This window comes from Arthrobacter sp. UYEF36 (assembly GCF_040547025.1).
Classification (GTDB): Bacteria; Actinomycetota; Actinomycetes; order Actinomycetales; family Micrococcaceae; genus Arthrobacter.
Genome location: NZ_JBEPOX010000001.1, coordinates 523140 through 549648, shown reverse-complemented (window position 1 = coordinate 549648; position 26509 = coordinate 523140). Strand labels below are relative to the sequence as shown.

Annotated in this window: 20 protein-coding genes; 8 read left to right on the top strand and 12 right to left on the bottom strand. The window is 65.5% G+C overall.

Translation table 11 applies throughout. From position 1 onward, the window contains the following. Positions 1–25: 25 nt before the first annotated feature. Both ABIB29_RS02545 and rfbB read right to left on the bottom strand, forming a co-directional pair. Positions 26–1429, bottom strand: a complete 1404-nt coding sequence (locus ABIB29_RS02545; RefSeq protein ID WP_354169753.1) for a sugar nucleotide-binding protein — start codon at positions 1427–1429, stop codon at positions 26–28. Between the two features lie 2 nt (positions 1430–1431). Then, positions 1432–2430: a dTDP-glucose 4,6-dehydratase gene (gene rfbB, locus ABIB29_RS02540; RefSeq protein WP_354169751.1), complete on the bottom strand. Its 999-nt coding sequence runs from the start codon at positions 2428–2430 to the stop codon at positions 1432–1434. A gap of 57 nt (positions 2431–2487) precedes the next feature. Here rfbB and rfbA point away from each other — a divergent pair, with 57 nt between their 5' ends. Both rfbA and ABIB29_RS02530 read left to right on the top strand, forming a co-directional pair. Continuing rightward, entirely contained in the window at positions 2488–3357 is an 870-nt protein-coding gene (gene rfbA / locus ABIB29_RS02535; RefSeq protein WP_354169749.1) for a glucose-1-phosphate thymidylyltransferase RfbA, read from the top strand. Between the two features lie 65 nt (positions 3358–3422). Then, entirely contained in the window at positions 3423–4925 is a 1503-nt protein-coding gene (locus tag ABIB29_RS02530) for a DUF2142 domain-containing protein (RefSeq protein ID WP_354169748.1), read from the top strand. A 55-nt stretch (positions 4926–4980) separates the two neighbouring features. Here the strand turns inward: ABIB29_RS02530 and ABIB29_RS02525 are convergent, their stop codons facing one another. From ABIB29_RS02525 to ABIB29_RS02510, 4 genes are all read right to left on the bottom strand, one after another. Next, entirely contained in the window at positions 4981–6936 is a 1956-nt protein-coding gene (locus ABIB29_RS02525) for a DUF7657 domain-containing protein (RefSeq protein ID WP_354169746.1), read from the bottom strand. Positions 6937–6962: 26 nt separating this feature from the next. After that, entirely contained in the window at positions 6963–7400 is a 438-nt protein-coding gene (locus ABIB29_RS02520; protein ID WP_354169744.1) for a DUF2304 domain-containing protein, read from the bottom strand. A 2-nt stretch (positions 7401–7402) separates the two neighbouring features. Beyond that, positions 7403–8104 carry a glycosyltransferase family 2 protein gene (locus ABIB29_RS02515; RefSeq protein WP_354170285.1) on the bottom strand — a complete coding sequence of 234 codons (702 nt, stop codon included), beginning with the start codon at positions 8102–8104 and terminating at the stop codon, positions 7403–7405. A gap of 61 nt (positions 8105–8165) precedes the next feature. Continuing rightward, positions 8166–10394: a glycosyltransferase family protein gene (locus ABIB29_RS02510; protein ID WP_354169743.1), complete on the bottom strand. Its 2229-nt coding sequence runs from the start codon at positions 10392–10394 to the stop codon at positions 8166–8168. Between the two features lie 227 nt (positions 10395–10621). Between ABIB29_RS02510 and ABIB29_RS02505 the strand changes: the two genes are divergently transcribed. The 4 genes from ABIB29_RS02505 (at position 10622) to ABIB29_RS02490 (ending at position 14122) form a co-directional block, all read left to right on the top strand. Beyond that, on the top strand, positions 10622–11677 hold the full coding sequence (locus ABIB29_RS02505; protein ID WP_354169742.1) for a glycosyltransferase: 1056 nt from the start codon (positions 10622–10624) through the stop codon (positions 11675–11677). 10 nt (positions 11678–11687) lie between these two features. After that, a complete protein-coding gene (locus tag ABIB29_RS02500; protein WP_354169740.1) occupies positions 11688–12623 on the top strand; it encodes an NAD-dependent epimerase/dehydratase family protein in 936 nt (311 codons plus the stop codon). Positions 12624–12752: 129 nt separating this feature from the next. Next, entirely contained in the window at positions 12753–13265 is a 513-nt protein-coding gene (locus ABIB29_RS02495) for a GtrA family protein (RefSeq protein WP_354169738.1), read from the top strand. Next, complete coding sequence (locus tag ABIB29_RS02490) at positions 13262–14122, top strand: glycosyltransferase family 2 protein (RefSeq protein ID WP_354169736.1); 861 nt, start codon at positions 13262–13264, stop codon at positions 14120–14122. Before ABIB29_RS02495 ends, ABIB29_RS02490 begins: the two co-directional genes overlap by 4 nt. A gap of 121 nt (positions 14123–14243) precedes the next feature. Here ABIB29_RS02490 and ABIB29_RS02485 read toward each other — a convergent pair whose 3' ends face one another. Genes ABIB29_RS02485 through glf form a run of 5 tightly spaced genes read right to left on the bottom strand, consistent with a single transcriptional unit; the run spans position 14244 to position 21271 of the window. Beyond that, on the bottom strand, positions 14244–16457 hold the full coding sequence (locus ABIB29_RS02485; protein WP_354169734.1) for a glycosyltransferase family protein: 2214 nt from the start codon (positions 16455–16457) through the stop codon (positions 14244–14246). Beyond that, complete coding sequence (locus ABIB29_RS02480; RefSeq protein WP_354169733.1) at positions 16454–17224, bottom strand: ABC transporter ATP-binding protein; 771 nt, start codon at positions 17222–17224, stop codon at positions 16454–16456. The genes ABIB29_RS02485 and ABIB29_RS02480 overlap by 4 nt, the downstream gene beginning before the upstream one ends. Position 17225: 1 nt before the next feature. Then, positions 17226–18095 carry an ABC transporter permease gene (locus ABIB29_RS02475; RefSeq protein WP_354169731.1) on the bottom strand — a complete coding sequence of 290 codons (870 nt, stop codon included), beginning with the start codon at positions 18093–18095 and terminating at the stop codon, positions 17226–17228. Continuing rightward, entirely contained in the window at positions 18096–20087 is a 1992-nt protein-coding gene (locus ABIB29_RS02470) for a glycosyltransferase (protein WP_354169729.1), read from the bottom strand. Beyond that, positions 20084–21271, bottom strand: coding sequence for a UDP-galactopyranose mutase (glf, locus tag ABIB29_RS02465; protein ID WP_354169728.1), 1188 nt, complete (start codon positions 21269–21271; stop codon positions 20084–20086). The genes ABIB29_RS02470 and glf overlap by 4 nt, the downstream gene beginning before the upstream one ends. Before the next feature lie 187 nt (positions 21272–21458). Between glf and ABIB29_RS02460 the strand changes: the two genes are divergently transcribed. Then, positions 21459–25454: an FtsK/SpoIIIE domain-containing protein gene (locus ABIB29_RS02460; protein WP_354169726.1), complete on the top strand. Its 3996-nt coding sequence runs from the start codon at positions 21459–21461 to the stop codon at positions 25452–25454. A 33-nt stretch (positions 25455–25487) separates the two neighbouring features. Here the strand turns inward: ABIB29_RS02460 and ABIB29_RS02455 are convergent, their stop codons facing one another. Then, positions 25488–25979, bottom strand: coding sequence for a hypothetical protein (locus ABIB29_RS02455; protein WP_502915541.1), 492 nt, complete (start codon positions 25977–25979; stop codon positions 25488–25490). 240 nt (positions 25980–26219) lie between these two features. Here ABIB29_RS02455 and ABIB29_RS02450 point away from each other — a divergent pair, with 240 nt between their 5' ends. After that, positions 26220–26468 carry a WhiB family transcriptional regulator gene (locus ABIB29_RS02450; RefSeq protein WP_003804966.1) on the top strand — a complete coding sequence of 83 codons (249 nt, stop codon included), beginning with the start codon at positions 26220–26222 and terminating at the stop codon, positions 26466–26468. Positions 26469–26509 lie beyond the last annotated feature (41 nt).

Sequence of the window (26509 nt, the reverse complement as noted above, 5' to 3'; positions counted from 1 at the left end):
CTTCCTCATTTCCGACGCCGCCGCGCTAGGCGGGGTTGCGCAGGTATTCCGCCAGCCGCTGCGAGGCGGCGGCCGGGGCAAACCCGGTCGCCTTGATCTTGTCCAGCTCCAGGACGCTGTTGAGCGGCCGGGGTGCCGCTGCCTTCCCCCGGAAGTAGTCTTCGGTGGAGACCCCGGTGACATCCCCGCGGGCCGCCCCCGCCAGTTCAAAGACGTCAGCGGCGACGTCGGCCCAGGACTGGGGTTCGCCGTCGTTGGTCAGGTTGTAGGTGCCAAAAGGCGCCTTGACCTCCAGGAGGTGCCTGATGCCCGCGGCAAGGTCATCGGCAAACGTCAGCCTGCCCACCTGGTCATCGACGACCGTCGGGGTGACTCCCCTGGCCGCCAGCGCCGCCATGGTGCGGACAAAGTTGTTGCCGTCCCCAATGACCCAACTGGTGCGGACAATGTAGTGGCTGGGCACAACGCTGACGACGGCGTCCCCTGCGGCCTTCGTCTGGCCGTAAACCCCCAGCGGAGCCAGCCCCTCGTCCTCACGGTGGCTCTTCATGGAACCGTCAAAAACGTAGTCGCTGGAAATGTGCACCAGCACGAGCCCGTAGCGTGCGGAAATTTTGGACAGTTCGGCGACGGCTGTGACGTTGAGTGCCCACGCCGCGCTCCGTCCCTCGTCCGTTTCCGCCTCATCCACCGCGGTGTACGCAGCCGCGTTGATGATGGTGGAGTACCGCCGCCAGTTACGGCTGGTAAACGCCGCAGGATCGGCCACATCGAAGTCGCCGCGGTCCGCGAACTCCACGCTCGTGTCGCCGGCATAGGCGCCCCGCAGGGCCTTGCCCAGCTGCCCGCCGGCTCCCAGCACCAGCGTGCGCCGGGGCGGCATCGGGACGACGTCCTTCAGCCGCGGGTGGGCCTTGTCCTTGTCCGAAAGCTCGGCCCGGTCCAGGGGAATGGGCCACGGGATGCCGGCGGTCTCGTCCGCGAGGTTGAGGAAGGTGTATTCCGCGTCCGCGGACCAGTGATCGTTGACCAGGTAGACGTAGGAGGTGTCGTCTTCCAGGGTCTGGTAGGAGTTGGCGACCCCGCGCGGAATGTAGATCGCCTTGCTGGCGTCCAGTTCGGCGGTGAAGACCGTCCCGAAGCTCGGGCCTTCCCGCAGGTCCACCCAGGCACCGAAGATGCGTCCGCAGGCCACCGAGACGAATTTGTCCCAGGGCTCGGCATGGATGCCGCGGGTGGTTCCGGCCTTGTCGTTGAAGGAGATGTTGTTCTGGACCGGCCCGAAATCGGGCAGACCGGCGGCCAGCATTCTCTCGCGCTGCCAGTTCTCTTTGAACCAGCCGCGGTTGTCCCCGTGGACCGGAAGGTCGAAGAGGAGTACCCCCGGGATGGGAGTCTCCGTGACGGAGAGCTTTTTCTGAAACTCCATTCCTACTGGCCCTGCTCCTTGTACTTGGCTTCCGTGGCAGCCTTCTGCGGCCGCCACCAGTCCTCGTTGGCCCGGTACCAGTCAATGGTGTCCTCAATGCCGGCGTCGAAGTTCGAGAACTGTGGCTGCCAGCCGAGCTCGCTGCGGAGCTTGGTGGAGTCGATCGCGTAGCGCAGGTCGTGACCGGGCCGGTCGATCACGTGGTCGTACGCGTCCCGCGGCTGGCCCATGTGCGCCAGGATGAGTTCGACCACGTCCTTGTTGTTCTTCTCGCCGTCAGCGCCGATAAGGTACGTTTCCCCGATCAGGCCCTTGTCGATGATCGCCAGCACGGCCGAGGAGTGGTCATTCGCGTGGATCCAGTCGCGGACATTCTCGCCCTTGCCGTACAGCTTCGGGCGGATCCCGTCGATCACGTTGGTGATCTGGCGCGGAATGAACTTCTCCACGTGCTGGTAGGGGCCGTAGTTGTTCGAGCAGTTGCTGATCGTCGCCTGCAGCCCGAAGGACCGCACCCAGGCCCGCACCAGCAGGTCCGAGCCGGCCTTGGTGGAGGAATAAGGGCTGGAGGGGTTGTACGGGGTGTTCTCGGTGAACCGCTCCGGATCGTCCAGTTCCAGGTCCCCGTAGACCTCGTCGGTCGAGATGTGGTGGAAGCGCTTATTGTGCTTACGGGCCGCCTCGATGAGGGTGTACGTGCCGATGATGTTGGTGTCCAGGAACGGACGCGGGTCCTGCAACGAGTTGTCATTGTGTGATTCCGCGGCGTAATGCACCACAACGTCGTGGGCGGCCACCAGTTCATCGACCAGCGGCTGGTCGCAGATGTCCCCCTTGACGAACCGGAACCGGTCGGCCGGAAGATGCTTGAGCGACTCCAGGTTGCCCGCGTACGTCATCTTGTCGAGGACAGTCACGAAGTTCTCCGTGGTGGACATGACGTAGTGGACAAAATTGGAGCCGATGAAGCCGGCGCCGCCGGTTACTAGTAGTCGCTGCATAGTTTCAAAGGTTACCGGATTTGGCCGATACACGAGTGAGCAGGAAAGATGGCCTGTATGCGCGGAATCATTTTGGCCGGCGGTACCGGCTCTAGGCTCCATCCGATTACACTCGGCGTCAGCAAGCAGCTGATGCCGGTCTTCGACAAGCCGATGATCTACTACCCGCTCTCCACCCTGATCCTGGCTGGCATCCGGGACATCCTGATCATCACCACCCCTCACGACGCCGAGCAATTCCAGCGCCTCCTGGGCGACGGCTCGCAGTTCGGTGTGAATCTCAGTTACCTGCAGCAGCCCTCCCCGGACGGCCTCGCGCAGGCCTTCGTGCTCGGAGCCGAGCACATCGGCAACGAACCCGTTGCGCTGGTTCTTGGTGACAATATCTTCTACGGCCCCGGGATGGGCACCCAGCTGCGCCGTTTCGAGAACATCGACGGCGGCGCCGTCTTCGGCTACTGGGTGTCGGACCCCAAGTCGTACGGTGTGGTCGAGTTCGATTCGAGCGGCAAGGCCATCTCCCTCGAGGAGAAGCCGGCGAAGCCCAAGAGCCACTACGCCGTGCCCGGCCTCTACTTCTACGACAACGACGTCGTCGAGATTGCCCGGAACCTCAAGCCCTCCGCGCGCGGCGAGCTGGAGATCACGGACGTCAACCGAACCTATCTCGAACGCGAGAAGCTCCACGTTGAGATCCTTCCCCGCGGCACGGCCTGGCTCGATACCGGAACGTTCAACGACTTGAACGACGCATCCAACTTCGTCCGGACCACGGAAAACCGGCAGGGACTGAAGATCGGCGCCCCTGAAGAGATTTCCTGGCGCCTGGGCTTCCTCAGCGACGATGAGCTCCGCCAGCGCGCCGAACCGCTGATGAAGAGCGGGTACGGCAGCTACCTCCTCGGTCTGCTGGAAAACGGTCGTTGATCCAGGCGCCGGTGCGTCGACGACAGGACTTTGACAGCGCAGGCGACGAACGCCCGGCTGACCGTATGACCGGGTCCGGCCGATGTCGAACGTTCTGGTGGGCTTTCCTGGTGCTGATGGGTCTTTCCAGCGCCTGGACCTTCGCCACGCCCCTGATGGGGGTTCCGGACGAACCCGCCCACGTCATCAAGGCTGCCGCCGTGGTCCGCGGAGAATTGACCGGCCGTGAAATGCCCGACGGCGGCGCGTTCCAGCTGGTGACGGTGCCGGCCGGCATCGGCTACTTCGACACGTTCGGCTGCTTCGCCCAGAAGAAGGACACTCCGCCGTCCTGCGTCCCGCCCTTCAGCGGCGACCAGAGCGCCCTGGTGGACGCCCGGACCTCTGCTGGCAACTACAATCCCATCTACTATGCAGTTGTTGGGCTGCCGTCCCTGCTCAACAACGGCGCCGCCGCCGTGTACGGGATGCGCCTCGTCAGCGCCCTGCTCAGCTGCCTGTTCCTGGCCTCGGCCTTCTCGGCGCTTTCGCAGCTGCGGCGCCGGAAATGGGCCGTGGCCGCCACGGCCGCGGCCATGACACCGATGGTTCTGTTCCTCAACGGGGCCGTGAACCCGAATTCCCTGGAGTACGCCACCTCGGCCGCACTGCTGGCCAACCTGGTGTTGCTGCTGGAGCGCTCCGCTGAACCGGGAGCCTACCGGCGGTATGTCCCCGTCATCACAGCGGCGGCCTGCGTGCTGGCCAACACCAAGGGTTTGTCCCTGCTCTGGCTGGCCCTCATGGCCGTCACAGCCGGCCTTCTTGGCACCTGGCCGCAGATCAAGGCGTTGAGCCGGAACGCCTGGGTGTGGGCCGGCTCCGCGGCTATTGGCTTGTCCTGTGCCTTTGCCCTCTATTGGATCACCCGGCACGACAGCCTCTCCAGCAATCCGTTCGAGGCAGCAGGGTCCTCCCCGCTCACCGGAGCCGAGATCATGCTGGACCGGACGTTCGACTACGCTACCGGATACGTGGGACAGTTCGGCTGGCTGGAAGTACCGGCACCGATGGGCGCGTTTGTGCTCTGGCTGGGGCTCGGCACGGCGCTTGTGATGGCCGCCGTCGTGCTGGCCAGGGGCCGCGGCCGGACCGCAACGGTCTTCCTGCTCGCCGCCCTGCTGCTGCTTCCTCCGCTGCTCCAGGCCCAGGCCGTCGGGACAATCGGGATCGTCTGGCAGGGCCGGTACATCCTCGCCGTCTTCGTCCCGCTGCTGATGGTGTGCGGCCTCGCCCTGGACCGCATGGATGCGCGCGGTTTCTCGCCGCAGGCCGCGGCGATCCTCAATGCCATGGCGATCCTCGTTGCGGCCTTCCACTTCTGGACCTTCGCGCACACCCTGCGGCGCTATGTCACCGGGTGGGCAGTGGACCGCCGCTGGTTCGAGATGATCACTGAACCGTCATGGCAGCCGCCGGGCGGAACGCTGCTGAGCCTTGCCGGCTTCGCCGTGGTGCTGCTCGTTGCGCTGTGGCTGCTGCGCCGTGCTGTCCGCGCGGAGCGCCGCGCGATCGAGCCGACGGTCTGAGGCCCTCCCCCGGCCTTCCGGCCGGGGGAGGACGGTCCGGTGAATCCGCCGGGCCTTAGCGGACGGCGTAGACGTAGGCGGGTTTCCCCTCCCACTGAAGTTCAGCATCCAGGGTCAGGCATGCTGCTTCGAGCGGTAGCGAGGAGACGATCTTGTCCAGATTCTGCCAGGCACTCTTGAGCGTGCAGGGATCAATGCTCACCCCCACGGCGTCGAAGTCGTTGGTCACATAGGTCGTCGGGTGGCCGGGGGTCCAGGCGAAGAAGATGTAACCGCCCCCGCGGTTCCACTTGTTGGCAAAGGCCGACTCAGGGTCCAGCTTCTGCCACGCCGCCACATCCGGGCCGGAGCGCTGGAGGCCCGAGAGGGACGGCATGCCGTTGGTCAGCAGCAGGGTGTTCAGTGCCGGGGTGTCCGCCGCCCAGAGTTTGCCCTCGGCCCTTGCCGCAGGAGCCTGGGCCGCCACGGCCCTGGCAGTGTCCGACGCCCGCAGATCGCCCAGCCCGGCCAGCACCGGATTCGCCCGGGCCACGGGCAGCGCTGCCAGGACAACGCAGAACGCCAGGGGCCACAGCCGCCGGGGATACTTCGTGACGGCGGCAACCGCCACGCCGACCGCTGCCGACACCAGGAGAATCAGCGTTGTGGTCAGCGATGGCAAATCCGACGCCTTCAGCAGCGACGCCGCGTACCCGGTGGCAAGGGCGCACGCGGCACCGGCCACGAGCGGCACGCGCCACGAGGCAGGCGGGGTCCAACGACTGAGCAGGAGGCCGAGGAGGATCACCGCGAGCACGCCCACCACCTGGCCTGCCCGCGGCGGCGTGACGAGGTTGAGCAGCGGGAACTTCTGGCTCATGGGGCCCAGGTCCAGGGTGATCCAGACAATCCACAAGGCGGACCAGGTGCCGAACGTCCATTCGACGATGTTGTCCCGGAAGGTCAGGCGCCATTGAGCAGCCAGGAGGATGACGAGGATCCACACGAAAAAAACGGTGAACGAGGAGGATAATTCGCTGGCGTTGATGCCAACAGGTTCGCTGTACTGCAGCGGCCCGAGGGCTGGCGCCCCGAGAAGGCGACCCAGGGGCTGGGGATCAGATTCCACCCGCCGCGAGCCCGGATAGACAGTGTTGAACAGGGCCTGCAGCCCTTCCCTGTTCTCAAGCAGCGTTCCAACGCCAAAGACCACGGCGGTGCCGCCGGTGATAAGGACGGACTTCAGCCGGGGTGCCCAGCCGCCGCCTCGAAGCAGGATCCACACTGTCGAGGCAATCAGGACCGGGAGGCCGAGCAGCAGGGACCACGGCGCGTAGAAGCTGGGAAGGCCCGCGATCAGGATGCCCCCGAGGACCGCCATCGCCACGGGTGCGAGCCGTTGCCCTCTTTGGAACCGCTGGAACGCGGCGATCATCAGGACGCAGCCGCCGAGCGTGTAGGCGATCAGCGCCACCGGCATCAGGGACCACCACGCGCTCGACGGGGACAGCACGATCAGGATCGCAGCGAACCAGCCGAACCGGCGGGAGCGACCGAGCTGGTGGAACCAGGTCGGCATGGCGAGCAGCAGGATCAGCGACGGGAGCCACCAGTGCGCGGCGAACAGCATGTGCTCAGGAATGACCGCCGCGGCGCGGAGCATGGTCGAGTCGAAAAAGACGAACTGCTCGAAGAAACCGTCGGTCGGGAACCGGTGCACCAGATCGGCCCGCGCGGCGAGCGGACTGAGGCTCGGGGCGCCGTGAGTTGCCAGGATGGAGATGACAATGGCCGAAAAAGCGTGGATCTCATCAGACCGGATCGGCCGGGACTTGCCGAACTGCCAGCCCAACGGGTTGGCGGGATCCTGCCGCAGGTCGGAAATGCCGACGTTCGACGTCGTAATCCCAAACAGCACGAGGACCACGAAGCCCAGCACCGTAATCAGGCGCGCCGCTCGGTCATTGACACAAACCCAACGGTGGAATCTGCGGCCTGCCTCGGCAACAGGCGTGGGAAATCGCGTATTCAACTTAGTTCCTCCATGGATCCTGGAGATCAATCAGTTGGCCGCTGTGAATGCCATTCCGCCGTGGTCGACGGCGCGTCCGGCGCGTCCCGTCGGGCCTCGCCGACCGCGGACGACAAAGCCTCAACCTTACGCTCGAGCTCTTCCAGCCGGACACGCCCAATGGCGGCCTCCTCGGACAGGGTGCGCGCTTCTTCCTCCAGGACGGAGACTTCCCACGAAAGGTGCAGGGCGACGCCGGTCAGGAAGATGATGCCCATGGCAAAGAGCAGATTGGACGGCACCTGCACGCCGATCAGGGCAGTAACCCCGCGCAGCATGCCCGGGATGGCCGTCAGTACCAGGCATGCGATGCCGACCAACAGCCACAAGAACGCGTACTTTTCGCGCAGGCCCTTGCCGCGCAGCAGGAAGACGACACTGCCCAGGACAAGCAGGGAGAAGATCAGGGCTGCAATGCTTTCCACGGTCAGACGTCGCTTTCGTGAGAGGTGCGGGCCTTGCCCCGGGTCATGGCAAACAGGAGTGCCAACAGCGACCGGACCAGGTAGATTGCCGACTTCGCCGGGTTGTGGCTGGGCTGCCCGCCCTGGCGGGGCCGCATCTCGACTCCGGTCTGCGAAACCACGCACCCTGAGCGGATCGCCACCACGAGCGAGTCGATGGTGTCGCCCAGGTATTCGGCGGGATAGTGCTTCAGGTACTGGGAAATGGCGCGGACGTTGCCGGCGCGGAACCCTGACGTCACATCCGTCAGCTCTGTCCCCGCGATGCGGGAGATCACGGCCGCCAGCAGCCGCATCGCCCATTTCCTGGGGCCGCTGACGGTGTACTGTCCCTTGTCCGCGAACCGGGCACCGATCGAAATGTCCGAGTGTTCAAGGCCGGCAATGACCGACGGAATGTCCTTGGGGTCGTGCTGCCCGTCCGCGTCCACCTGGACGACGGCGTTATAGCCCATCCGGTGCGCGTATTTGAACCCTGCCCGCATCGCACCGCCGACACCGAGGTTGAAGGGCAGCCGGAGAACATGCGCCCCGGCAGCCTCGGCCAGTTCCGGAGTGCCGTCTTCCGAGCCGTCGTCGACGACGAGAACGTCGTAGTTCCGTCCGAGGTCAATGACTTCCCGGACGGTGTTGCCAATACAGGCCCGTTCGTTCCACGCCGGCATGATCACCAAGACCTTGGTCGCGGCTGGAAAACGCACTTTGCTCCCGACTTCTGTCATGTTGCTACTTCGTCCCCTCGTGTACTTTTTCCGGCTGCCCTGACGGATCCCGGCGTGAACGCCGCATGGCCACCAGGCTCCAGCCCAGCATGCCGGCGACCGCAACAGCCCACACGGGAATGCCGATCCGCCAGCCGGGCGGCTCAAAGCTGATGGTGATGAGCTCGCCCTGGGCATCTGCCGGGACTTCCAGTCCGAGCAGGTACCCGCCCACGGGACGCTTCATCAATTCTGCCCCATCCACGGTGTAGCCCGGCCACGGCAGCCGGCTCAGGGCAACGCGGCCGCCCCCTGCCGGGACCTCATCGACCTTCAGGACGATTTTGGTGTCGTCCCTTGAGACCTCGGTAACGCGGGTGCCGGGCTGGCTCCAGCTCAGGCCCCCGGCCGGGCCAAGCGGCACGTCCCTACTCCACAGCACAGTGCCTTCGCTCTCTGCCGCGACGTGCCATCCGGCAGGAACAGCGGGGATCTCCAGTTCTTCATCCCGCGTTACGTAGTTGTTGGACGCCTTGGCCCTCTGCGGCTTATTGAAGGACTCCTTGAGTATCTGCACATTGTCGATGTGCAGCTCATCCACGAGCATCAGGCCCGTCTCTGCCCTGCGGTTGAAGAGCCGCTCTGCCAGCTCCGGGCAGGTGCCCCCCAGGTAGCGCAAACACAGGAGCTCGTTGAACTTCGAAAAACCCACCAGCTGGTATCGGTTCATCACGCTGGCGTCGCTCAGGTACCAGGCATTGGCCATGAGCGTCTGCTCCCACGTTTCCTTCTCCTGGGGGTAGTCCAGGGCGTCGCCGACAACCAGCACGTCGTTCTGGACACCCTCGAGCACGCCTTTGTAGGTGGAGACATCTGCCGGCTGGTTGGCGATGGAGAGGCCACTCTTGTTGGACGTCCGGTGCTGCAGCACGGTGGTCGCGGCCGTCGCCAACAACACCCCGATGGCAATCAGCGACAGCGCGCTCAGACCGTATTTGTTCCACCGGTGAGCTTGCGCTTCAGGGTGATTCAGGAGCCACCACAGCGCCACGAGCGCTGCTGCGACGACCATGGCCGCGGCAAAAATTGTGAAATAGCGCGAGGGGACCTGAGCCCAGCCAAGGTAGGACCCGAGCAACACCAGGCCAAGCGCGAAGTACAGGGAAGGGCGCCCGATATGCGGCCGCCGTGCGCGCGCCAGTGACACGATCACCAACAGCACCGCCCCGGTTGCCACGTACGGCATGAACCGTGCGGGGTACCGCAGGGGCCCGATGGTCGTCGGCAGCAGGACGAAGGCGACGGCCGCGGCCAGGAAAAAGAAGAGGTCGCGCAGCTCGGGAGTCAGCTTCTTGAAACGGCTCCAGCTCACGAAAGCGATAGCCGGCAGGAACCACGCGATGTACGCAGCGGGGCTCGTGGCGCCAGTCCCGTCCCACCACCACGACAGCAGCTGCGGATACGCGGTGGCAATCGGTGCCATCAGCAGGCTGTTGAAATCGATACTCATGTAATCGTCGTTCCAGATACCCGTGGTTCCGCGCGTCGTCACCGCCGCGGTCAGCACGCCGGGCAGGAACACGACAACCGCCACGAGCCCCATCGAAACGCCGGTCACCGCAATGCGGATGGCAGGCCGCCATGCCCGGCGGATCAGCGTCTCGATGCCAACTGCCAGCAGGATGAAACCGATCGCCACAGTGCCGGCCACGTAGCCCACGGTGACAATCAGGTAGCCGGTGATAAAGGCCCAGAACGGGTTCTTCTTGCCGGCCATCAGCTGCCGCAGCTCGGCCCAGAAGAAGGGGAAGATGGCCCATACCAGCGCGCCCGTCACCCACGAAGGGGCATCAAAGTACATCGTGAAACCGTTCAGCGGCACGGCAATGCCGGCGATGAACGCCCACTCCGGGGACAGCGAATAGCTCCGTGCCAAGACGAAGGTTCCCATGCCGGCAGCCACCAGCATGGCGACCTTCAGGACAGTGGTCAGGACCACCGTGTTCGGGCTGAGGTACGCGAGCGCGCCGAAAAGCATGACCAAAGGGTTCCACGTGCCCCATTGCCCCTCGGCAATGTAATTGCCACTGGACCAGACGGAAGGATTGAGTACCGGCACTTCCCCCCGGAACAGGCTTTCGCCGAGGTGATACCAGACGCCGTAAGCACCATTTTCGGTATCGTCCTGAAAATAAAAGCGACCGTAGAATACGAGGGGAATCAGACTCAGTACCAACACTGATCCGGCGGTCAACAATAGCCATTTCCTGGTGCTCGACGAGGACGATAGGGAAGGCTGCAATTCACGATCCGTTCAGTTTGGGCATGCGTCCACCGCAGGACGGCGCGCGAGGGACAGGTTCATATTACCCGAGTGGACTTTCCCGGGCTCCAAACAACGGCCGCGGCACGGCGCGGACCGGCCCCGCCGGAAGGCCCCTGCGACGCCGGTGATGACGGGAGCCGGTAGAATCTCCTGATATGACACTCGCTCAACCAGAGACCAACTCGACGCCCCATCGCATATCAGTGGTCATACCCGTATACCAAGGCGAAAAGACTCTGGTCGGAGTGGTCAACGAACTTCTCCCCTACCGGGACGTGTCCACCACCAAGGGCGGCCACGATTACGTAATTTCGGAAGTCCTGCTGGTCTTCGATCACGGACCCGACAACTCAGCCGCCGTTATCCGGTCCCTGACAACTTCCATCGACATCGTCCGTGGCGTCTGGCTGAGCCGGAACTTCGGTCAGCACGCGGCCACCCTGGCCGGGATGGCCTCCGCCGGCGGCGACTGGGTGGTCACCATGGATGAGGACGGGCAGCATGATCCCGCGGCCATCGGGGATCTGCTCGACACGGCCATGGCCGAGAACGCGTCTGTCACGTACGCGATGCCCAGCAACCCCGCCCCGCATGGATTCCTCCGGAACATGGCGTCCAAGAGTGCCAAGCGGACCGTCCGATTCCTGCTCTCCAGCGACGACGCCACAAGCTACCAGAGCTTCCGTCTGGTCACCGGCGAAGTCGCACGCTCGGTTGCCGCCTACGCCGGCCACGGGGTCTACCTCGACGTTGCTATGGGCTGGATTGCCGATAAGACGGCGACCTGCCCGGTGATGCTGCGCGAGGAAGGCGACCGCCGCTCCGGGTACCGCCTGCGCTCGTTGCTCTCCCATTTCTGGCGCATGGTGATCTCCAGCGGGACACGTGGACTTCGCCTGGTGAGTTTCATCGGTGCCGTCTTCGCGCTGGCGGGCATCGGACTCGCCATCTACTTCGTGATCGCGTACCTGACCGGCCACGGAGCCGGACAGCAGGGCTGGACGTCGACCATGGTGGTCCTACTCGTCAGCACCGGGGCCATCCTGTTTGCTTTGGGGGTCATCGCGGAATACGTGGGCGTGAACGTTAATATGGCCATGGGGAAGCCTGCCTACCTGATTGTGAGCGATCCGGCGTTAGGCCCGCTCGGCAAGACCGTGCACGCAGCGCCGGCGACGTTGCCCTCCGGCCCGGTGGCCGATGCAGGCTAGGCCCACTTGGGTGATCGGCGCCGGCGGACTCCTCGGCAAAGCCGTCGTCAGAGAACTCCAGTCCCGCGGCGGCGCTGTCCTGACCAGCACGATCCCATGGTCCGATCCGGAGTCTGCGCTCACAGCGTTCCGGGAGGGTGCCGAAAGTCTCCGTGAAGCTGCGGGTTCAGGGCCATGGACGATCGCATGGTGCGCAGGCGCAGGCGTCACCGGAACGTCGCTCGAGGCCCTCGAAGCAGAACTCTCCCTGTTCGCCCGGGCACTTGGGGTGTTCGAAGAAATACTCTGCGACGCTGGCGGGGAAAACGGGGCAATGTTCCTGGCGTCCTCCGCCGGCGGAGTCTACGCCGGCGCCAGCACACCCCCGTTCACAGAGCACAGCCCTGTTCAGCCCCTGGCGCCCTACGGCTTCGCCAAACTCCGGGCCGAAGCGACGGTAGCTGACTTCGCGCGGCGTACCGGGGTCCGGACCCTCGTCGGCAGGGTCAGCAACCTGTACGGCCCCGGTCAAAACCTGCAGAAGCCGCAGGGTCTCATCTCGGTGTTCGCCAAGGCACACCTCACGGGCGCGCCGGTTTCGGTCTACGTGTCATTGGACACCCTGCGGGACTATCTGTTCGTCGACGATGCGAGCCGGCTGGTCGCGGACGGGCTGGACCGCCTGGTCCTCCCCGACGTCCACCCGGGTGAGACGGTCGTGAAGATCCTGGCCTCCCAGCGGGCCGACACCATCGGCAACCTCATCGGTGCCTGCCGTGCGATCTTCAAGCGCCGGCCGCTGATCATTCTGGGTGCCTCCCCGTTCGCGAAGGCCCAGGCGCACGACCTTCGCCTGAGATCCGTCGTCTGGCCTGAGCTCGACGCGCACCCCGTGACGCCGCTTGCGGTGGGGATCAACACCACGGTGCAGGAGGTCCAGCGGCTGGCCCTCTCGGGGCAACTCTGAGCCCGCCCGAAACGTCTTCCCCACGCCCGGCCAGACCGCCCTGTTGGCACGGCGTTGCCGCTCTTCGGTAGTCTAGAGTGTGTCTTTGCCGGTTATCGGCCCCAAGAGTCCAAGGAATAGGTGCGTACCATGAAGCAGCCCGAAACGCCCGGGGAGGCTGTCCCCGAGGAGGCTGTTAAGGGTATCCATGGCGGTCCCCCCGGTCCCCTGCTCAGGCTCATCAAGGACCAGCGCGTGGCGTTTGTGCTGGTGGGCGGCGCCAACACCGCCTTCAGTACAGGCCTCTTCATCGCTGTTGCGTGGTTCTATCCGGACCTGCCCTCGCCGGTGGTTCTGAGTATCGCCTTCGTCATTTCCCTCGTCGCCGTATTCTTCGTCTACCGGAAGCTGGTCTTCCGGGTTAAAGGGCACTTCTGGCTGGATCTGGGCAGGTTCACCCTGGTCAACCTCACGATGTTCTTCACCAACATGGCGTTGCTGCTGGTGGCCCACGAGGTACTCGGATACCCCAAGATTCCGGCCCAGATCGCCATTACCTGCGTGACGGTCATCATTAACTATTTCGGCCACAAATACTTCTCCTTCCGGCGGAGCCCTGAACCCGTGTCCCCCAAGAAAGCCACCGAGGAAAGCACACCATGAGCCCCAAAGTCTCGATCGTCATTCCGGCGTACAACAATGTCCAGTACATCGAAGAGACCCTCCACTCGGTGTTGAACCAGACCTTCGACGATTACGAGGTGGTGATTGCCGACCATTCGTCGATCGACGGCACGGCAGACGTGATTGCCCGGTTTGCGGACAACCCCAAGGTTCGTGTCCTGACGCCGACGCCGACCGGCGGCGGCGCCCAGGCGAACTGGAACCGCGTCAGCCAGGCGGCTGCCGGTGACTACCTCAAGCTGGTCTGCGGCGATGACCTGATCACGCCCGATGCGCTGGAGCTGCAGGTCAAGGCACTTGATGACAACCCGGGCGCCGTTCTGGTTTCGTCCCGCCGCGATCTCGTCGACGCCGACGGCGGGCTGTTCCTGAAGGGCCGCGGCCTGCAGGGCGTCAAGGGGCGGGTCACCGGACGCCAGGCCATTCGGGCGACGGTCCGCGCCGGGTCCAACATCTTTGGTGAGCCCGCCTGCTCGCTGTTCAAGCGTGAGCTGCTGGCCAAGGAGGGGTGGTGGGACAACTCCCACCCCTATCTCATTGATGAGGCGACCCTGGTGCGCATCTGCCGCCACGGCGACTTCGTTGCCCTCCGGGAGACCCTGGCCTCCTTCAGGATCAGTGCAAGCCAGTGGAGTGTCCGGCTGGCCCGCCAGCAGTCCGATCAGGCGATTGCGTTCCATAACCAGCTCCGGAAGGACGATCCGTCGCTGTTGAGCTGGGTCGACGTCACGATTGGCAATGCCAAGGCCATTGCCATGTCGTACGCCCGCCGGCTCGCGTATGTCCGGCTGAACCGGCGTATGGGCCATCAGCACGCCGTGCAGAGCACGGTCTAGGCCGGCACCTGCCACCCACGCCGGCAGCGCACTAAAAAGCACTCCGGGGCGTATCACGATGTGATTCACCCCGGAGTGCTTTTTGCTCCGGCAGGGGTTTGCGCCGCACCGGGGTGACGGTCTAGGTGGCCACACTCTCTGCTGCCACGGCGCTCCCGGCTCCCACGGCGGGCGCGGAACGCCTCCGCCGGCGACGCAGAACCAGTTCTGCGACACTCCACGCCGCGGTCACCCCCACGGCCAGAACGATGCAGGCGACAACAGCCGGCCAACCGGGCGGATCGAAACGCACGGTGATCGTTGTTCCTTCAGAACCGGCGGGGATGTCCAGTGCGAGGAGGTAACCGCGGAGCGGCGCCGCGACAGCTGCCGCGTCGGCGTCGTAGCCGGGCCACGCCAGCCGGCTGAGCACGGCCTTGCCCGTTGCATCGCCCATCCGGTCCACACGGATCACAACCTCCTGGCTGTTTTCCGAGACCAGTGAAAGCCCTGTTCCCTCGGAAGTCCACACGAGCTGCCCGGTGTTCAGCAGGGGTTGGTCCCGGACCCACACGACCGAGTCCGCGGACCTGCTGGCTTCGTGCCACCCGCTCGGAGGGGCGCCATTAAACACCCCGTTGGACCCGGGGTCCGGATCGCGGAGGAGCTGGACGGTGTCGATGGACAGGAGATCCGCCAGAACCTTGCCCGTCGTAGTGTCAGTCTCGAAGAGCTTCCCGGCTGCCGCTGCGCAGGTCCATCCGTGGCTCGCGATGCACAGGTCTTCAGCGTATTTGGCAAACATGATGGGCGAATACAGGTTCTGGACTTCGGCCGCATTCAAATACCAGGCGTTCGATGCCAGCGTCTCGTTCCAGATCTCCGGTCCCAGCTTGGTGGGATCGCCGACGATGAAGGTGCCGCCTTTGGCGTCGGGAAGCTGGCGGGAGTAACTGCCCGGGTCATCAGGCATCCGGTAGTCAGGCAACGGCGAGGACTTGAAGGCCACGTGCTGTCCGGCGGCAACGACCATGCTCATGAGCACCACCCCGCCGGCCAAAACCACCGGCCCCTTGAAGGCGGACGGCAGGCGGGGGGAATACAGGAAGAAGAGGAGTGCCGCGATTCCCGCGACCGCCAGGACCCCGAAGAGCGCCGCCACGCGGAAGGACGGGAACTGGCTCCAGGCAAGATACAGTCCGGAGAGCACCGTCGCCGCCGTGACGATCAGGCGTCCGCGGCTAAGGACGGGCACCCTGAAACGTGAGACCAAAACCGACAGCGCCAGCAGGACAGCCAGGGAGACATACGGCATGATCCGGATGGGGAAGCGGAGCGGCCCCAGGTCGCTGGGCGCCAACGTGAGGGCCAAGGACACCAGCCCGACAACCCAGAGCGCTGCCAGTTCCCTGCTGGCTGCCTTCACCCTGGAGTAGTCCACAATCGCGAGGACCGGGAGGAACCATGCCACGTACAGCAGTGGCACCGTCGCAAACCCGCCCCACCATCCGGTGACCTGAGGCAGGCTGCCCGGCACCCAGGCAGTGAACAGCCCGGTCAGGTCGGGCGTCAGGAATCCGCTGTTCGCGATCCCGCCGGAGCGTGCCGTCACGGGCGCGGTAAGAACACCAGGGAGGTACACCGCCGTCGCTATCAATCCGCACACCAGCCCGGCGAGGAGCAGGCGGAGGGCAACCCTGCGGCCCCCGTGCAGCCAACCCTCCAGCAGCAGGCCCGCGAAGACGATGACGAGCATCAGCGTCCCGTGCACATAGCCGACGGTGATTAGCACGTAAGCCGGGGCCAGCGCGAAGAACGGATTGCCGTCGTCGAAGGCCATCCGGCGCAGTCCATACCAGGTGAGGGGCAGCAGGCTGAACACCATCAGTCCGGTGACCCACGATGCCGCGTCGATGTACACGGTGAATCCGGTCAGGGTGACGGCGACCCCGGCGATGGCTGACCATTCCGGTCCGGCCTTGTAGCTCCTGGCCAGCAGAAACGTGCCGGCAGCCAGCACGCAAAGGAAACTGATCTTAAGGATTGTCGAGAAGACGACAATGTTGTCCGAGCGGCTTGCCACCCAGCCGATGAGGAGGATGAGCGGGTTCCAGATCCCCCACTGCCCTTCGGCGGCATAGTTGCCGGCCCCCCATGCGCTGTCACTGAAGAGCGGCCACTCCCCTGCACTGAGTTTGGTTCCAATTTCGAACCAGATGCCGAACGCCCCGGCCTGGGTATCGTCGTAGTAGTAGAACCTGTTATTGGTAATGAGCGGAATCAATGAACCGAGGAAGGCAGCGACCACCGTTGCCGTCAGCCAGGTGAGATCGCTGCGCTTGCGCAAGTGGGTCACAAACTGTCCTCGGACTCCGCGTGCGCCGAACGCCGCCGCAGCTCTGCCACGACGGCGTGCACTTCCCCGTCCATGACCACCTTGCCGTGTTCGAGCAGGACGCCGCGCTCACAGACGGTGGCGACCAGGTCCAGGTCATGGCTCACCACAAACAGGGTCTTCCCCATTTCCGAGAGTTCCTTGATCTTCGCGATGCACTTGCGCTGGAAGGGCTCATCCCCCACGGCGAGAATTTCGTCGATCAGGAAGACCTCCGGATCCGTGTGCACCGCGATGGAAAACGCCAGCCGCAGGTACATGCCGGAGGAATAGAACTTCACCTCGGTGTCGATGAACTCGCCGATTTCGGAGAATTCCACAATCGAGTCGAACTTCTCATCGATCTGCTTCTCGGTCATGCCGAGGATGGCGCCGTTGAGGTAGACGTTGTCCCGCCCGCTGAGGTCATGGTGGAAGCCTGCGCCGACTTCGATGAGGCCTGCCACGCGGCCGCGCGTGCGTACCGTCCCGCCGTCAGGCTGCAGGACCCCGGAGATGAGCTTGAGGAGGGTTGATTTTCCGGAGCCGTTGAGGCCCATGAGCGCGACGGTTTCGCCCTGTTTGACCTCCAGCGAAACGTGGTTGAGTGCCAGGAATTTCTTCGACAGGTCCCCCTTCCGGCCCTTGACCAGCCAGACCAGGGCCTCTTTGAGGGAACGGGTGTGGCGCAGGACGAACTGCTTCCGGAGGTCGATGCAGCTAATGGCTACCTGGCCATGCGAGGTCATGTCAGAGCTCCTGTGCGAAGTGGACGGCGAGCCGGCGGAACGTCAGCTGTCCGAGGAACAGCAGGCCGAGGGAGATCAGCATTGCGATCGGAAGCCAGACCGTGAGCAGGCCCGGCGGAATGGTTTCAATCACCAATTGTTCGGCGCTGAGCGTCGGTTCCCAGAAGACCCAGTGGAAGACCTGGACGGCGACTGTCATGGGGTTGAGCTGGTAAACCCAGAACCAGGAGCCCATAACGTTCTCGACCATCGTCCACACGTAGAGGACGGGTGACGCCCACGTCACCACCATGACGATCATGTCCACGATATTTTCGGAATCGCGGAAGTAGACGTTGATGGCACCGAAGATCAGGCCCAGGCCGGTGGCGAGCACGGCAACCATAAGGAAGATCAGGACCGCGGCGGCCACCTGGAGGATCGACGGCGTCCATCCCACCACGAGGCAGGCCCCGACCAGCACCAGGAGTTGCGGCAGGAAGTGCGCCGCGGACACCCAGACCGTGGCCACCGGGAAGAGCTCCCGCGGCAGGTAGATCTTCCGGATCAGATCCCGGTTGTCGACGATCGACCGTGTGGCGTTGGAGAGGCATTCCGTGAAGAAGTTGACCAGGACGATGCCGGCGAAGAGATAGATCGCATAGTTGGGCGTGCCCCGCTGGAGGTCCAGGAAGACGCCCAGCGCCACGAAGTAAATCAGGAACTGCACAAGGGGCTTGACGTACGACCACAGCAGCCCCAGGACCGAGCCGCGGTACCGCACCTTGATTTCCTTGCGTACCAGCAGCTTCAGGAGAAAACGGTCCCCGTAGACATCCAGGAGCCCCCGCCCGCTTCCGGGCTTCACCAGCTGGTCGGTCTGACCCGCCATCTAGTCGCCGTCCTTGGAGTTCGCCTCGAAGGTCTTTTTCCACGCGTCGAAGGAGCTGATCTCCGCCACGGCGGACCTGTACTGCTGGGCGAGCTTGTCCCAGTCGCGGAAGAGCTGCAGGTGCAGCCGCGTAGTTTCGGTCAGCATTGATTTCAGCCTCTTGGGGTCCCGCTGGTACCAGGACGCTCCGGTGCCTTCGGCGTTGGACACCACGACACTGTCATAGTGGGCCACCCTGTACCAGCGGTTGTCCCGGTGGGCCAGATAACCCTGCGGCCTTTCGGCACTTTCAGGGCCGGGTGCTTTGATCAGCTGCCGCGCGACGGTCTTGATGCCCCACGGGATGAGCTGCTTCTTGCTGGGCAGCCCCACAACGGTCCCGCCCATCGGTCCACGGCCGATCTTGGGCGCCGGGAAGTCATCGACGTCCTCCTTCAGCTGGGCGTCAGGGTAGTCGGCCTTCAGGGCGTTGATTTCCGGCAGTTTGGTGCCGAGCACCTGGTGCAGGTCGTCGGGGCCCTTCAGGAGGTCGCGCAGCGCTTCGATGTGCCCATGTTCGGTGAAGTACTGCATCGACACGAGGTGCTTGACGTCGGACTGGAAAGATTCGCGCAGCACCCGGCCGCCCTTGGGGTACGGGCTGTGGATCAGGGTAGTGATCAGCCGGTTGCGCGCATGGAAGTAGGCCTGCCAGCCGACCAGGTCGTCCTTGTCGATCCAGGACACGTGCCAGACGGCAGCGCCGGGCATCGAGACTGTGGCGAAGCCGGCTTCCCTTGCGCGCAGTCCGTACTCAGCGTCGTCCCACTTGATGAAAAGCGGCAGCGACAGCCCGATTTCCTGGATCACCTTGGTGGGGATCAGGCACATCCACCAGCCGTTGTAGTCCACGTCCACGCGGCGGTGCAGCCATGGGGTCTGGCGAAGGTTCGCGACGCTGAAATCGTGCCGCGTTTCCATGTCGGCGTGGGGCAGGGCAGGGACGATCCGGAAGGGGTCCACGACCTCACCGAACGTGTGCAGGACGCTGCGGTTGTAGAGGTCGAACATGTGGCCGCCGACGATCGTCGGCTTGCGGCAGTGATCGGCGAAGGTGAGGAGCCGTGCGATGCTTTCGGGTTCGACGACGATGTCGTCGTCGAGCAGCAGGGCGTAGTCACTGCCGTTTTCGACGGCCTCGAACATGCCGCGCGCGAAGCCTCCGGATCCGCCAAGGTTTGCCTGGTTGATGATCCGGAGCTTGCCGCCGAGGGCATCCCGGACAGCGGCGAAGCCCTCCTGGTCCTCGACTTTCTGCGTGCCCTGGTCCACGATCAGGATTTCCTTGACGTTCTCCAGGACGTCCGGGTTATCCGCCAGGATGCGGGCGTTGTTCAGGCAGAAATCAGGCTTGTTCATGGTCGTGATTTCGAGGGTCACCTGCCCCTTGGGGCCGTCGGTTGCCGCGGTCTCCCACTGGGCGCTCTCGAGCACCAGCCCGTCCGCGCTGGCGGCGAGGTCGAACCAGTACCACCCGCCGTCGCCAAACGGCTTCAGCGAAAGCTCGAACGCCGAGGTGGTGTCGCCGTCGACGTGGACACCGTCCACGCGCTGGACGGAGCCCCGGGCGTTCGACTTGTACACGGTGACCGTGCCTGTGCCGCTCGTCCGGACGACCAGCCGGATGTCCCGGACGGACGTCCAACGCCGCCAGTAGCTCGCCGCGAACGCGTTGAAGTAGGTGCCGAAAGAAATCTGTTCACCGGACCGGACACGCATCGAATGCCGGGTGAGGAGGTCTTCGAAGTGGGCCTGCTGGCTGCCGGAGCTGAACATCTGCAGTTTGTCTTCGGGAAGCTTGGGTGTCCGTGCCAGCTCATCGTTCTCGCGCAGCCGGATGCCGCTGGCCGTCCCCGCGTCCGCATACAGGGAAACCGTGTCCGGCTGGTCCGTCGAGGGCAGGATGACGCGCTGGATCGTGGCCCAGGCTGTGGTTCCTTCGGCGGCGCTCATGCGTCCACTCCTCCGCTTTCAATCGTGGCACCGGCTTCGAAATGCGGCCGGATCTTGTTATCGAACATGGTCAGGGCAGAGCCGATGGCCATGTGCATGTCAAGGTACTTGTAGGTGCCGAGCCGTCCGCCGAACAGGACGTCCTTCTCGGCCGCCGCCAGGTCGCGGTATTTGAGCAGGCGCTCACGGTCCGCGGCGGTGTTGATCGGGTAGTAGGGCTCGTCGCCCTTTTCGGCAGCCCGGGAGAATTCGCGCATGATGACGGTCTTTTCCGTCTGGTAGTCGCGCTCCGGGTGGAAGTGGCGGGGCTCGATGATCCGGGTGTAGGCAACGTCGGCGTCGTTGTAGTTGACCACCGACGTCCCCTGGAAATCGCCGACGTCGAGCACTTCTTCCTCAAAGTCGATGGTGCGCCAGGAGAGATCGCCCTCGGCGAAGTCGAAGTACCGGTCAACCGGTCCGGTGTAGATCACGGGGATCTTCCCGACGACCTTGTTCTTGCTGTACTCCTGCGATTCGTCAAAGAAGTCGGTGTTGAGGCGGACCTCGATGTTCGGGTGTTCCGCCATCTTCTCGATCCACGCGGTGTAGCCGTTCGTCGGCAGGCCCTCGTACGTGTCGTTGAAATACCGGTTGTCGTAGTTGTAGCGCACCGGGAGGCGGGAGATGATGCCCGCGGGCAGGTCTTTCGGATCGGTTTGCCACTGCTTGCCGGTGTAGTGCTTGATGAACGCCTCGTACAGCGGGCGGCCGATGAGCTGGATGCCCTTGTCGTTCAGGTTCTGCGGATCGGTGCCGGCGAGCTCACCGGCCTGCTCCTTGATCAGTTCCTTCGCCTGCCCCGGCGTCAGGTTCGCGCGGAAGAACTGGTTGATGGTGGCGAGGTTGATCGGCAGGGAGTAGACCTCACCCTTGTGGACGCCGTAGACCTTGTGCACGTAGTTGCTAAACGTCGTAAAACGGTTCACGTACTCCCAGACGCGCTCATTGGAGGTGTGGAAAAGATGGGCACCGTAGCGGTGCACCTCGATGCCGGTCTGCTCTTCCTTTTCGCTGTAGGCGTTGCCGCCGATGTGATGGCGGCGGTCGATGACAACGACCTTCAAGCCCAGCTCCGTGGCGGCCTGTTCTGCGATTGTCAGGCCGAAGAAGCCCGACCCTACGATGACGAGGTCAGCGGTCACAAACTCTCCTGATTCGAATGCGGGCAGCGCAATGTTGCGCATTGTCTGCTGCTCTAGCCTACCCGAGCGCCCAACGGAATCGGCCACGCACGCCGTCGTCCACATAGGCAGAATCCCCCGCCACGCGTCAGCGAAACCGCGCCTACCGTGGGATCCAAACGACGCGGCGGGAAAGGACTCTTCCTCGATGATGCTGCACTGCACCCTGGTTGCGGCTCCCGGGTCCGCCCTCCGCTCCGGGCCGGTGGAACTGGCCATCGAGCTGCCCGCCGGGTGCCCCGGCGCTGATCTCCAGGCGGCGATCTCCCGGCGCTACGGCACCGGGGCACTGTCGGTGGGCCGGGTGCCGGTGGCCGCCTTGACTGTCGGCGAGGGCCCCCTGCTCCATGGTGCCGTTCTGGTGGACGGCGCTGCCCCGGCCGCCGCCCGGACGATGGCACCGCTCGCCCTGGTTGTGCACAGCGGGCCGGGCGCCGGCCTGGTCTTTGCATTGCGGCGCGGGCGGTTCCGGATCGGCCGGAGCGGAACCGAGGTCGTCATTCCGGATGCCGAGTTGTCCCGCGAACATGCGCGGCTGGATGTGACCGATTCCGCCGTTACCCTGTCCGATCTCGGCAGTGTCAACGGTGTCAGGGTCGACGGGAGGAGGGTCCGCGGGGCGGTCGTCTCCACGGATTCCTTGATCCGCTGCGGCGGTTCGTCGATGTCCCTGGTCTTTGGCGGCACCCTGGATCCGGCCAGCCGGGCCTCTGCCGGGTCCGACGTCACGGCACCATTAGTGGTCAGCAACCCTGCGGCGAACAGCAACAGAGCGGCGCTGCTGGTGGCTGCCGCGCTGCCTGTGGCCATCGGAGTTGGCCTGGCCGTCCTGACCGGAATGTGGATTTTCCTGGCATTCACGGCGGTGTCAGCCGTATCGGTGATCGTGCCCGTCGTCGCGGGCAGACGGCAGCGCCGCGAACTCCGGGCTGCCGTCACCGCGGCAGCACACAAGGACGAGGAAAGACGTCGGCGGGCCGCGCCGTCCCTAGGGGAGCTGTCCCTGGGAGTTTCGTCCGCGGAACCCGGCCGCCTGAAGGTTTCTGCCGGCACGGGCCCGGTCTGGTTGCGGCTCGGCCAGGCTCCGCAGAGTGCGAATATCCGGTTGGAACTGCCTGATCCCGGATTTCGGCCACCGTTCCTCGGCAGGATGCCGGTGACGCTTGATCCTTCGACGGCGGTGACGGCCCTTCGTGGCCCGGAACCCGCTGTGGCCGGGCTGGTCAGATCCTTCGTGTTGCAGCTTGCCGGCTATCCCGCGGCCCGGCGGACCAGGATCCTCATTCACGGTCCGACCCCGCCGCTTCTTGCCGCCCGCTTCCTGCCGGCCGCGATTCTCTCCGTTCATGAGGCTTCCACGCTGGAGACCCTGGCCGCTGGCCCGGGCCGGGACTATGAGCGCGGGGTGCTCCTCATCGTCGCTGCCCCTCGAACGGCCGGACTGCGCGGAGTGGCGGTCAGCTGCGGCTGGCAGGTGATCGACTGCGCCGGCGATCCGGCCCCGGCTGCAGGTGCGTCCCTGGTTCTCACTGAGCGCTCTGCGTGGCTTTCATCCGCCGGCTCCTCGCTGGAGTTCACTCCGGATCTGGTTCCCTCCGGTGTTTTCGACCGCAACTGCCGCCAGCTGGGGGCACGGGCCCCCGTGTCGGCTCCCCGGACGGGCATCCCCGAGGCCTGTTCCCTGGGCGGGCTGCTTCGGGTCTCCGCGGAGGACGTGTCCTCGCGTTGGGCCGCGTCCCCCGGCTCGGGCGGCCTTCCCGTCCTGGTCGGGCTCGGAAGCTCCGGCCCCGTGCGGCTGGATCTCCAGGCCGACGGTCCCCACTTCCTGGTGGCGGGCACCACCGGATCCGGCAAATCGGAGTTCCTCCGGACCCTCGCAGCGGCGTTGGCGGCCGCGCATCCCCCTGACCGCGTCAATCTGCTGTTCATCGATTTCAAGGGCGGATCCGCTCTGCGGCCGCTGGCCGGCCTGGCCCACTGCGTCGGTCTCCTCACGGATCTCGACCTTCATGAGGTGGCGCGCGCACTCGTGTCCCTGGGTGCCGAAGTCCGCCGCAGGGAGGTGCTCCTCGCCTCGCATCAGGCCGCCGATCTCACGGCGTACGAGGCACTTGATCCGCACGGACCGCCGCTGCCCCATCTTGTCCTCATCATTGACGAATTCCGGATGCTGGTTGACGAGGCGCCGGACGCGCTGGCCGAGCTGATGCGGATCGCTGCCATCGGCCGCTCACTGGGCATACACCTCATCATGGCAACCCAGCGTCCGCAGGGGGCCGTTTCCGCGGATATCCGCGCGAACGTGACCAGCTGCATCGCCTTGCGGGTTCAATCCGAGCTGGAATCCTTCGACATCATCAATTCCCGGCTGGCGGCCGCCATCCCGGTCACGAGTCCGGGCCGCGCTTATCTTGTCCGCGGAAACGCAGCGCCGGAGGAGTTCCAGTCGGCCACCCTCACGCCACCCGTTCCGGAGGCGCGCCGCAGCCCGACCGTGATGGAGGCGATGGAGCTCCTCGGGCGTCCAGCAGCCGTCCGGTCCCCCGGCCGGGCGGGCGGCGGCGCCGCGCCGACGTCGACGGCGGCGGCGGACCAGTTGGCGGAGGCGGTGACCGCAGCCTGGGCGGCAGCCGGCAGTCCGCCACCGCGGCGTCCGGTCGCACCGCCCCTCCCCCGGCATGTGCCGTTCCCCGTAGACGGGAACCGCAGCCGGATCAGGCTCGGGCTGCTGGATCTTCCCGAGGAACAGCGTGTGGCCGAGTTCGGCTGGGATCCGGGCACGCACAGCCACCTGGGGTTCGTCTCGGGGCTCGCCGGTGGTGCCGACACAGCCCTGGGGCTCATTATGGGCCAGCTCCTCGACTGCGATGAAGAATCGCACGTGTATTTTTTGGATGCCGCCGGTACTTTCAGCGCAGCGGCCTCCCACCCCAGGGCCGGGGCGGTCGTGGGACTGGACGACCTCCGCCGGTCCGCGCGGGTGTTGCAGCGCGTCTCCGAAGAGATGACCCGGCGGCTGGGCGACGGCCGCACGGCCGGCCGGCCTGCCCTCGTCCTTGCTCTGTGCGGCTGGGGATCCTGGGTGTCGGCGTTTCGAGCCGGCCCGCTGGCGTGGGCCGAAGACCTGGTCCAGGACATTGTCCGCGACGGCGCACGGGCGGGGATCACCGTGCTGGTTTCGGGCGAACGCGAACTCGTCACGTCACGGTTCTTTGCGGCCATACCGAACCGGATCTTCCTGCCCGCCGGTTCCACGGAAGAGGGGCGCCTTGCCTGGCCCCGGCTGCCGGTCATCGGGGCGGCTGCCGGACGGGTGGTGGTATTTGGGCCGATCTGCGTCGCATCCTCCCCGTCCGGTCACGTGGGGCAGCTCTTCGGGCCCCTCGGGCCAGGCGCGCCTGCAGCCCCGGGCGGGACCGGACTGGCCGCCCGGTCCCGGCCTTTCCGCGTCGAGCCACTTCCCGGGCAGGTGACAGTCGCTGACGTCCGGTCCCGCGCCGGGCACGGCGCGGCCCGCGGCGGAGGCGCCGCGCTGTCCGCCGCCGGCACCCCACCTGGGCTTGCTCCGCCGCCAGGGCATCTGTGCCTCGGAGTCGGCGGCGATGAACTTCTTCCGGCGTACGTCCCGCTGCCTCCCGCCGCTGTCCTGGCCGTACTCGGCGGCCAGGCTGCCGGGAAGACCGCGCTGCTGTCGGCCCTGCCGGGCCTCAATCCCGGCGCGAGCTGGCTGCGGGGCCCGGCGGCAACGGAACCGGAGCGCTGGTGGACCGGGACCCACGAGGCAGCGCTCGCCGGCGCCCTGGACCCGGCCGAGATACTCCTGGTGGACGACCTCGATCTGCAGTCGCCCGAAACCAACAACCGGCTGATCCTGCTCAACGCCCTGGGCTGGAGGGTGGTGCTGACGGCCGGCTTCAGCCCGCACCTTCGGCTACGGGTACCGCTGATGCAGAACGCGGTGGGCCTCGGGCGGGGCGTACTGATCGCCCCGCGGGCCTTAATGGACGGAGACGTGTTCGGAGTCAGGTTCGAACTGGAGCAGAACCCTCCCCCGGGCCGCGCCGTCCTGATTTCGGACGGGCGGGCGCGGGCGGTGCAGCTGGCGTTCGATCCGGCGGCACAGTGCGGGGGCCGGGTGCCGTAAGCACCGGCCATAGGCCCGGGCCACAGGGCCGGGCTACAGGGCCGGCGGTGCCCCGCCGGCCCTTGAAGCGAACGCGATGACACGCTTGTCGAACAGCAGAACGATGGCGAGCACCGCCGGCACCAGCATGGCCAGGCCCGCCAGCGGGTACCCGCCCGTCATTGTTGGAAAGCCGATCGTCAGCGTGAAGAGCTGCGCCACGAGGGCGCCCGCGCGCGGCCACCGGTAGCCGCGGAACAGGAAAGTGCACACCGCGTAGAGCCAGGCGGAGAAGGCCAGCAGGAGCCCCAATGTGAAGACTGCCCCCCAGAAGGAGAGCACCGGGGCGCCGGTCAGCAGTTGGCTGCCGTACCAGATGGCTGTCAACAGCAGCGCGGTCGCCTCCAGGGCCACGATGACCGCGATCACCATGATTCCTGCGGGCCGTGCCGGTGCGCCGGTCCCGGCGCCACCTGCCGGTATCCCGGCGGGGTCGGCGTCGCGGCTGTCGGCTGATTCGGAGGGGTCTTCAGGGGCTCTTGACACACTGGCACAGTACCGGACATAGTCGGCCAGATGGGCGGACACCGCCAGCCAATGTGATGCATCGCTCACGATCCCGGGGTATTTTGCAGCCAGGTACCCCTTGTTTACGCAGCATTAACATGACACGCTTAATCCAGATGACCGAGGGGGCCCCAGAGGGCCCCTTTCTTATGAAGCCTCTAGTGAATAATTTCACAAAGGCCTTTAATGTGTGACCAGGAAATGGAGTGACTGATCAGCATGGATTGGCGTAACCGCGCAGCGTGCCTTGACAAGGACCCGGAGCTTTTCTTCCCCGTAGGAAACACCGGCCCCGCCCTCCTGCAGATCGAGGAAGCCAAAAGTGTTTGCCGGCGATGCCCTGTCGTCGACACCTGCCTGCAGTGGGCCCTCGAGTCCGGGCAGGACGCCGGCGTTTGGGGCGGCATGAGCGAGGACGAGCGCCGCGCCCTGAAGCGCCGCGCGGCCCGCGCCCGCCGCGCCTCCTGACACCAGGGTCCTGAAGCCGGCCCGCCGGCGATCCGCTGTGA

Bases quoted from the DNA above. Each gene is read 5' to 3' on its own strand.
- ABIB29_RS02545 (WP_354169753.1), bottom strand. From the start codon at position 1,429: ATGGAGTTTCAGAAAAAGCTCTCCGTCACGGAGACTCCCATCCCGGGG.
- rfbB (WP_354169751.1), bottom strand. From the start codon at position 2,430: ATGCAGCGACTACTAGTAACCGGCGGCGCCGGCTTCATCGGCTCCAAT.
- rfbA (WP_354169749.1), top strand. From the start codon at position 2,488: ATGCGCGGAATCATTTTGGCCGGCGGTACCGGCTCTAGGCTCCATCCG.
- ABIB29_RS02530 (WP_354169748.1), top strand. From the start codon at position 3,423: ATGACCGGGTCCGGCCGATGTCGAACGTTCTGGTGGGCTTTCCTGGTG.
- ABIB29_RS02515 (WP_354170285.1), bottom strand. From the start codon at position 8,104: ATGCCGGCGTGGAACGAACGGGCCTGTATTGGCAACACCGTCCGGGAA.
- ABIB29_RS02505 (WP_354169742.1), top strand. From the start codon at position 10,622: ATGACACTCGCTCAACCAGAGACCAACTCGACGCCCCATCGCATATCA.
- ABIB29_RS02495 (WP_354169738.1), top strand. From the start codon at position 12,753: ATGAAGCAGCCCGAAACGCCCGGGGAGGCTGTCCCCGAGGAGGCTGTT.
- ABIB29_RS02490 (WP_354169736.1), top strand. From the start codon at position 13,262: ATGAGCCCCAAAGTCTCGATCGTCATTCCGGCGTACAACAATGTCCAG.
- ABIB29_RS02480 (WP_354169733.1), bottom strand. From the start codon at position 17,224: ATGACCTCGCATGGCCAGGTAGCCATTAGCTGCATCGACCTCCGGAAG.
- ABIB29_RS02475 (WP_354169731.1), bottom strand. From the start codon at position 18,095: ATGGCGGGTCAGACCGACCAGCTGGTGAAGCCCGGAAGCGGGCGGGGG.
- ABIB29_RS02470 (WP_354169729.1), bottom strand. From the start codon at position 20,087: ATGAGCGCCGCCGAAGGAACCACAGCCTGGGCCACGATCCAGCGCGTC.
- ABIB29_RS02460 (WP_354169726.1), top strand. From the start codon at position 21,459: ATGATGCTGCACTGCACCCTGGTTGCGGCTCCCGGGTCCGCCCTCCGC.
- ABIB29_RS02450 (WP_003804966.1), top strand. From the start codon at position 26,220: ATGGATTGGCGTAACCGCGCAGCGTGCCTTGACAAGGACCCGGAGCTT.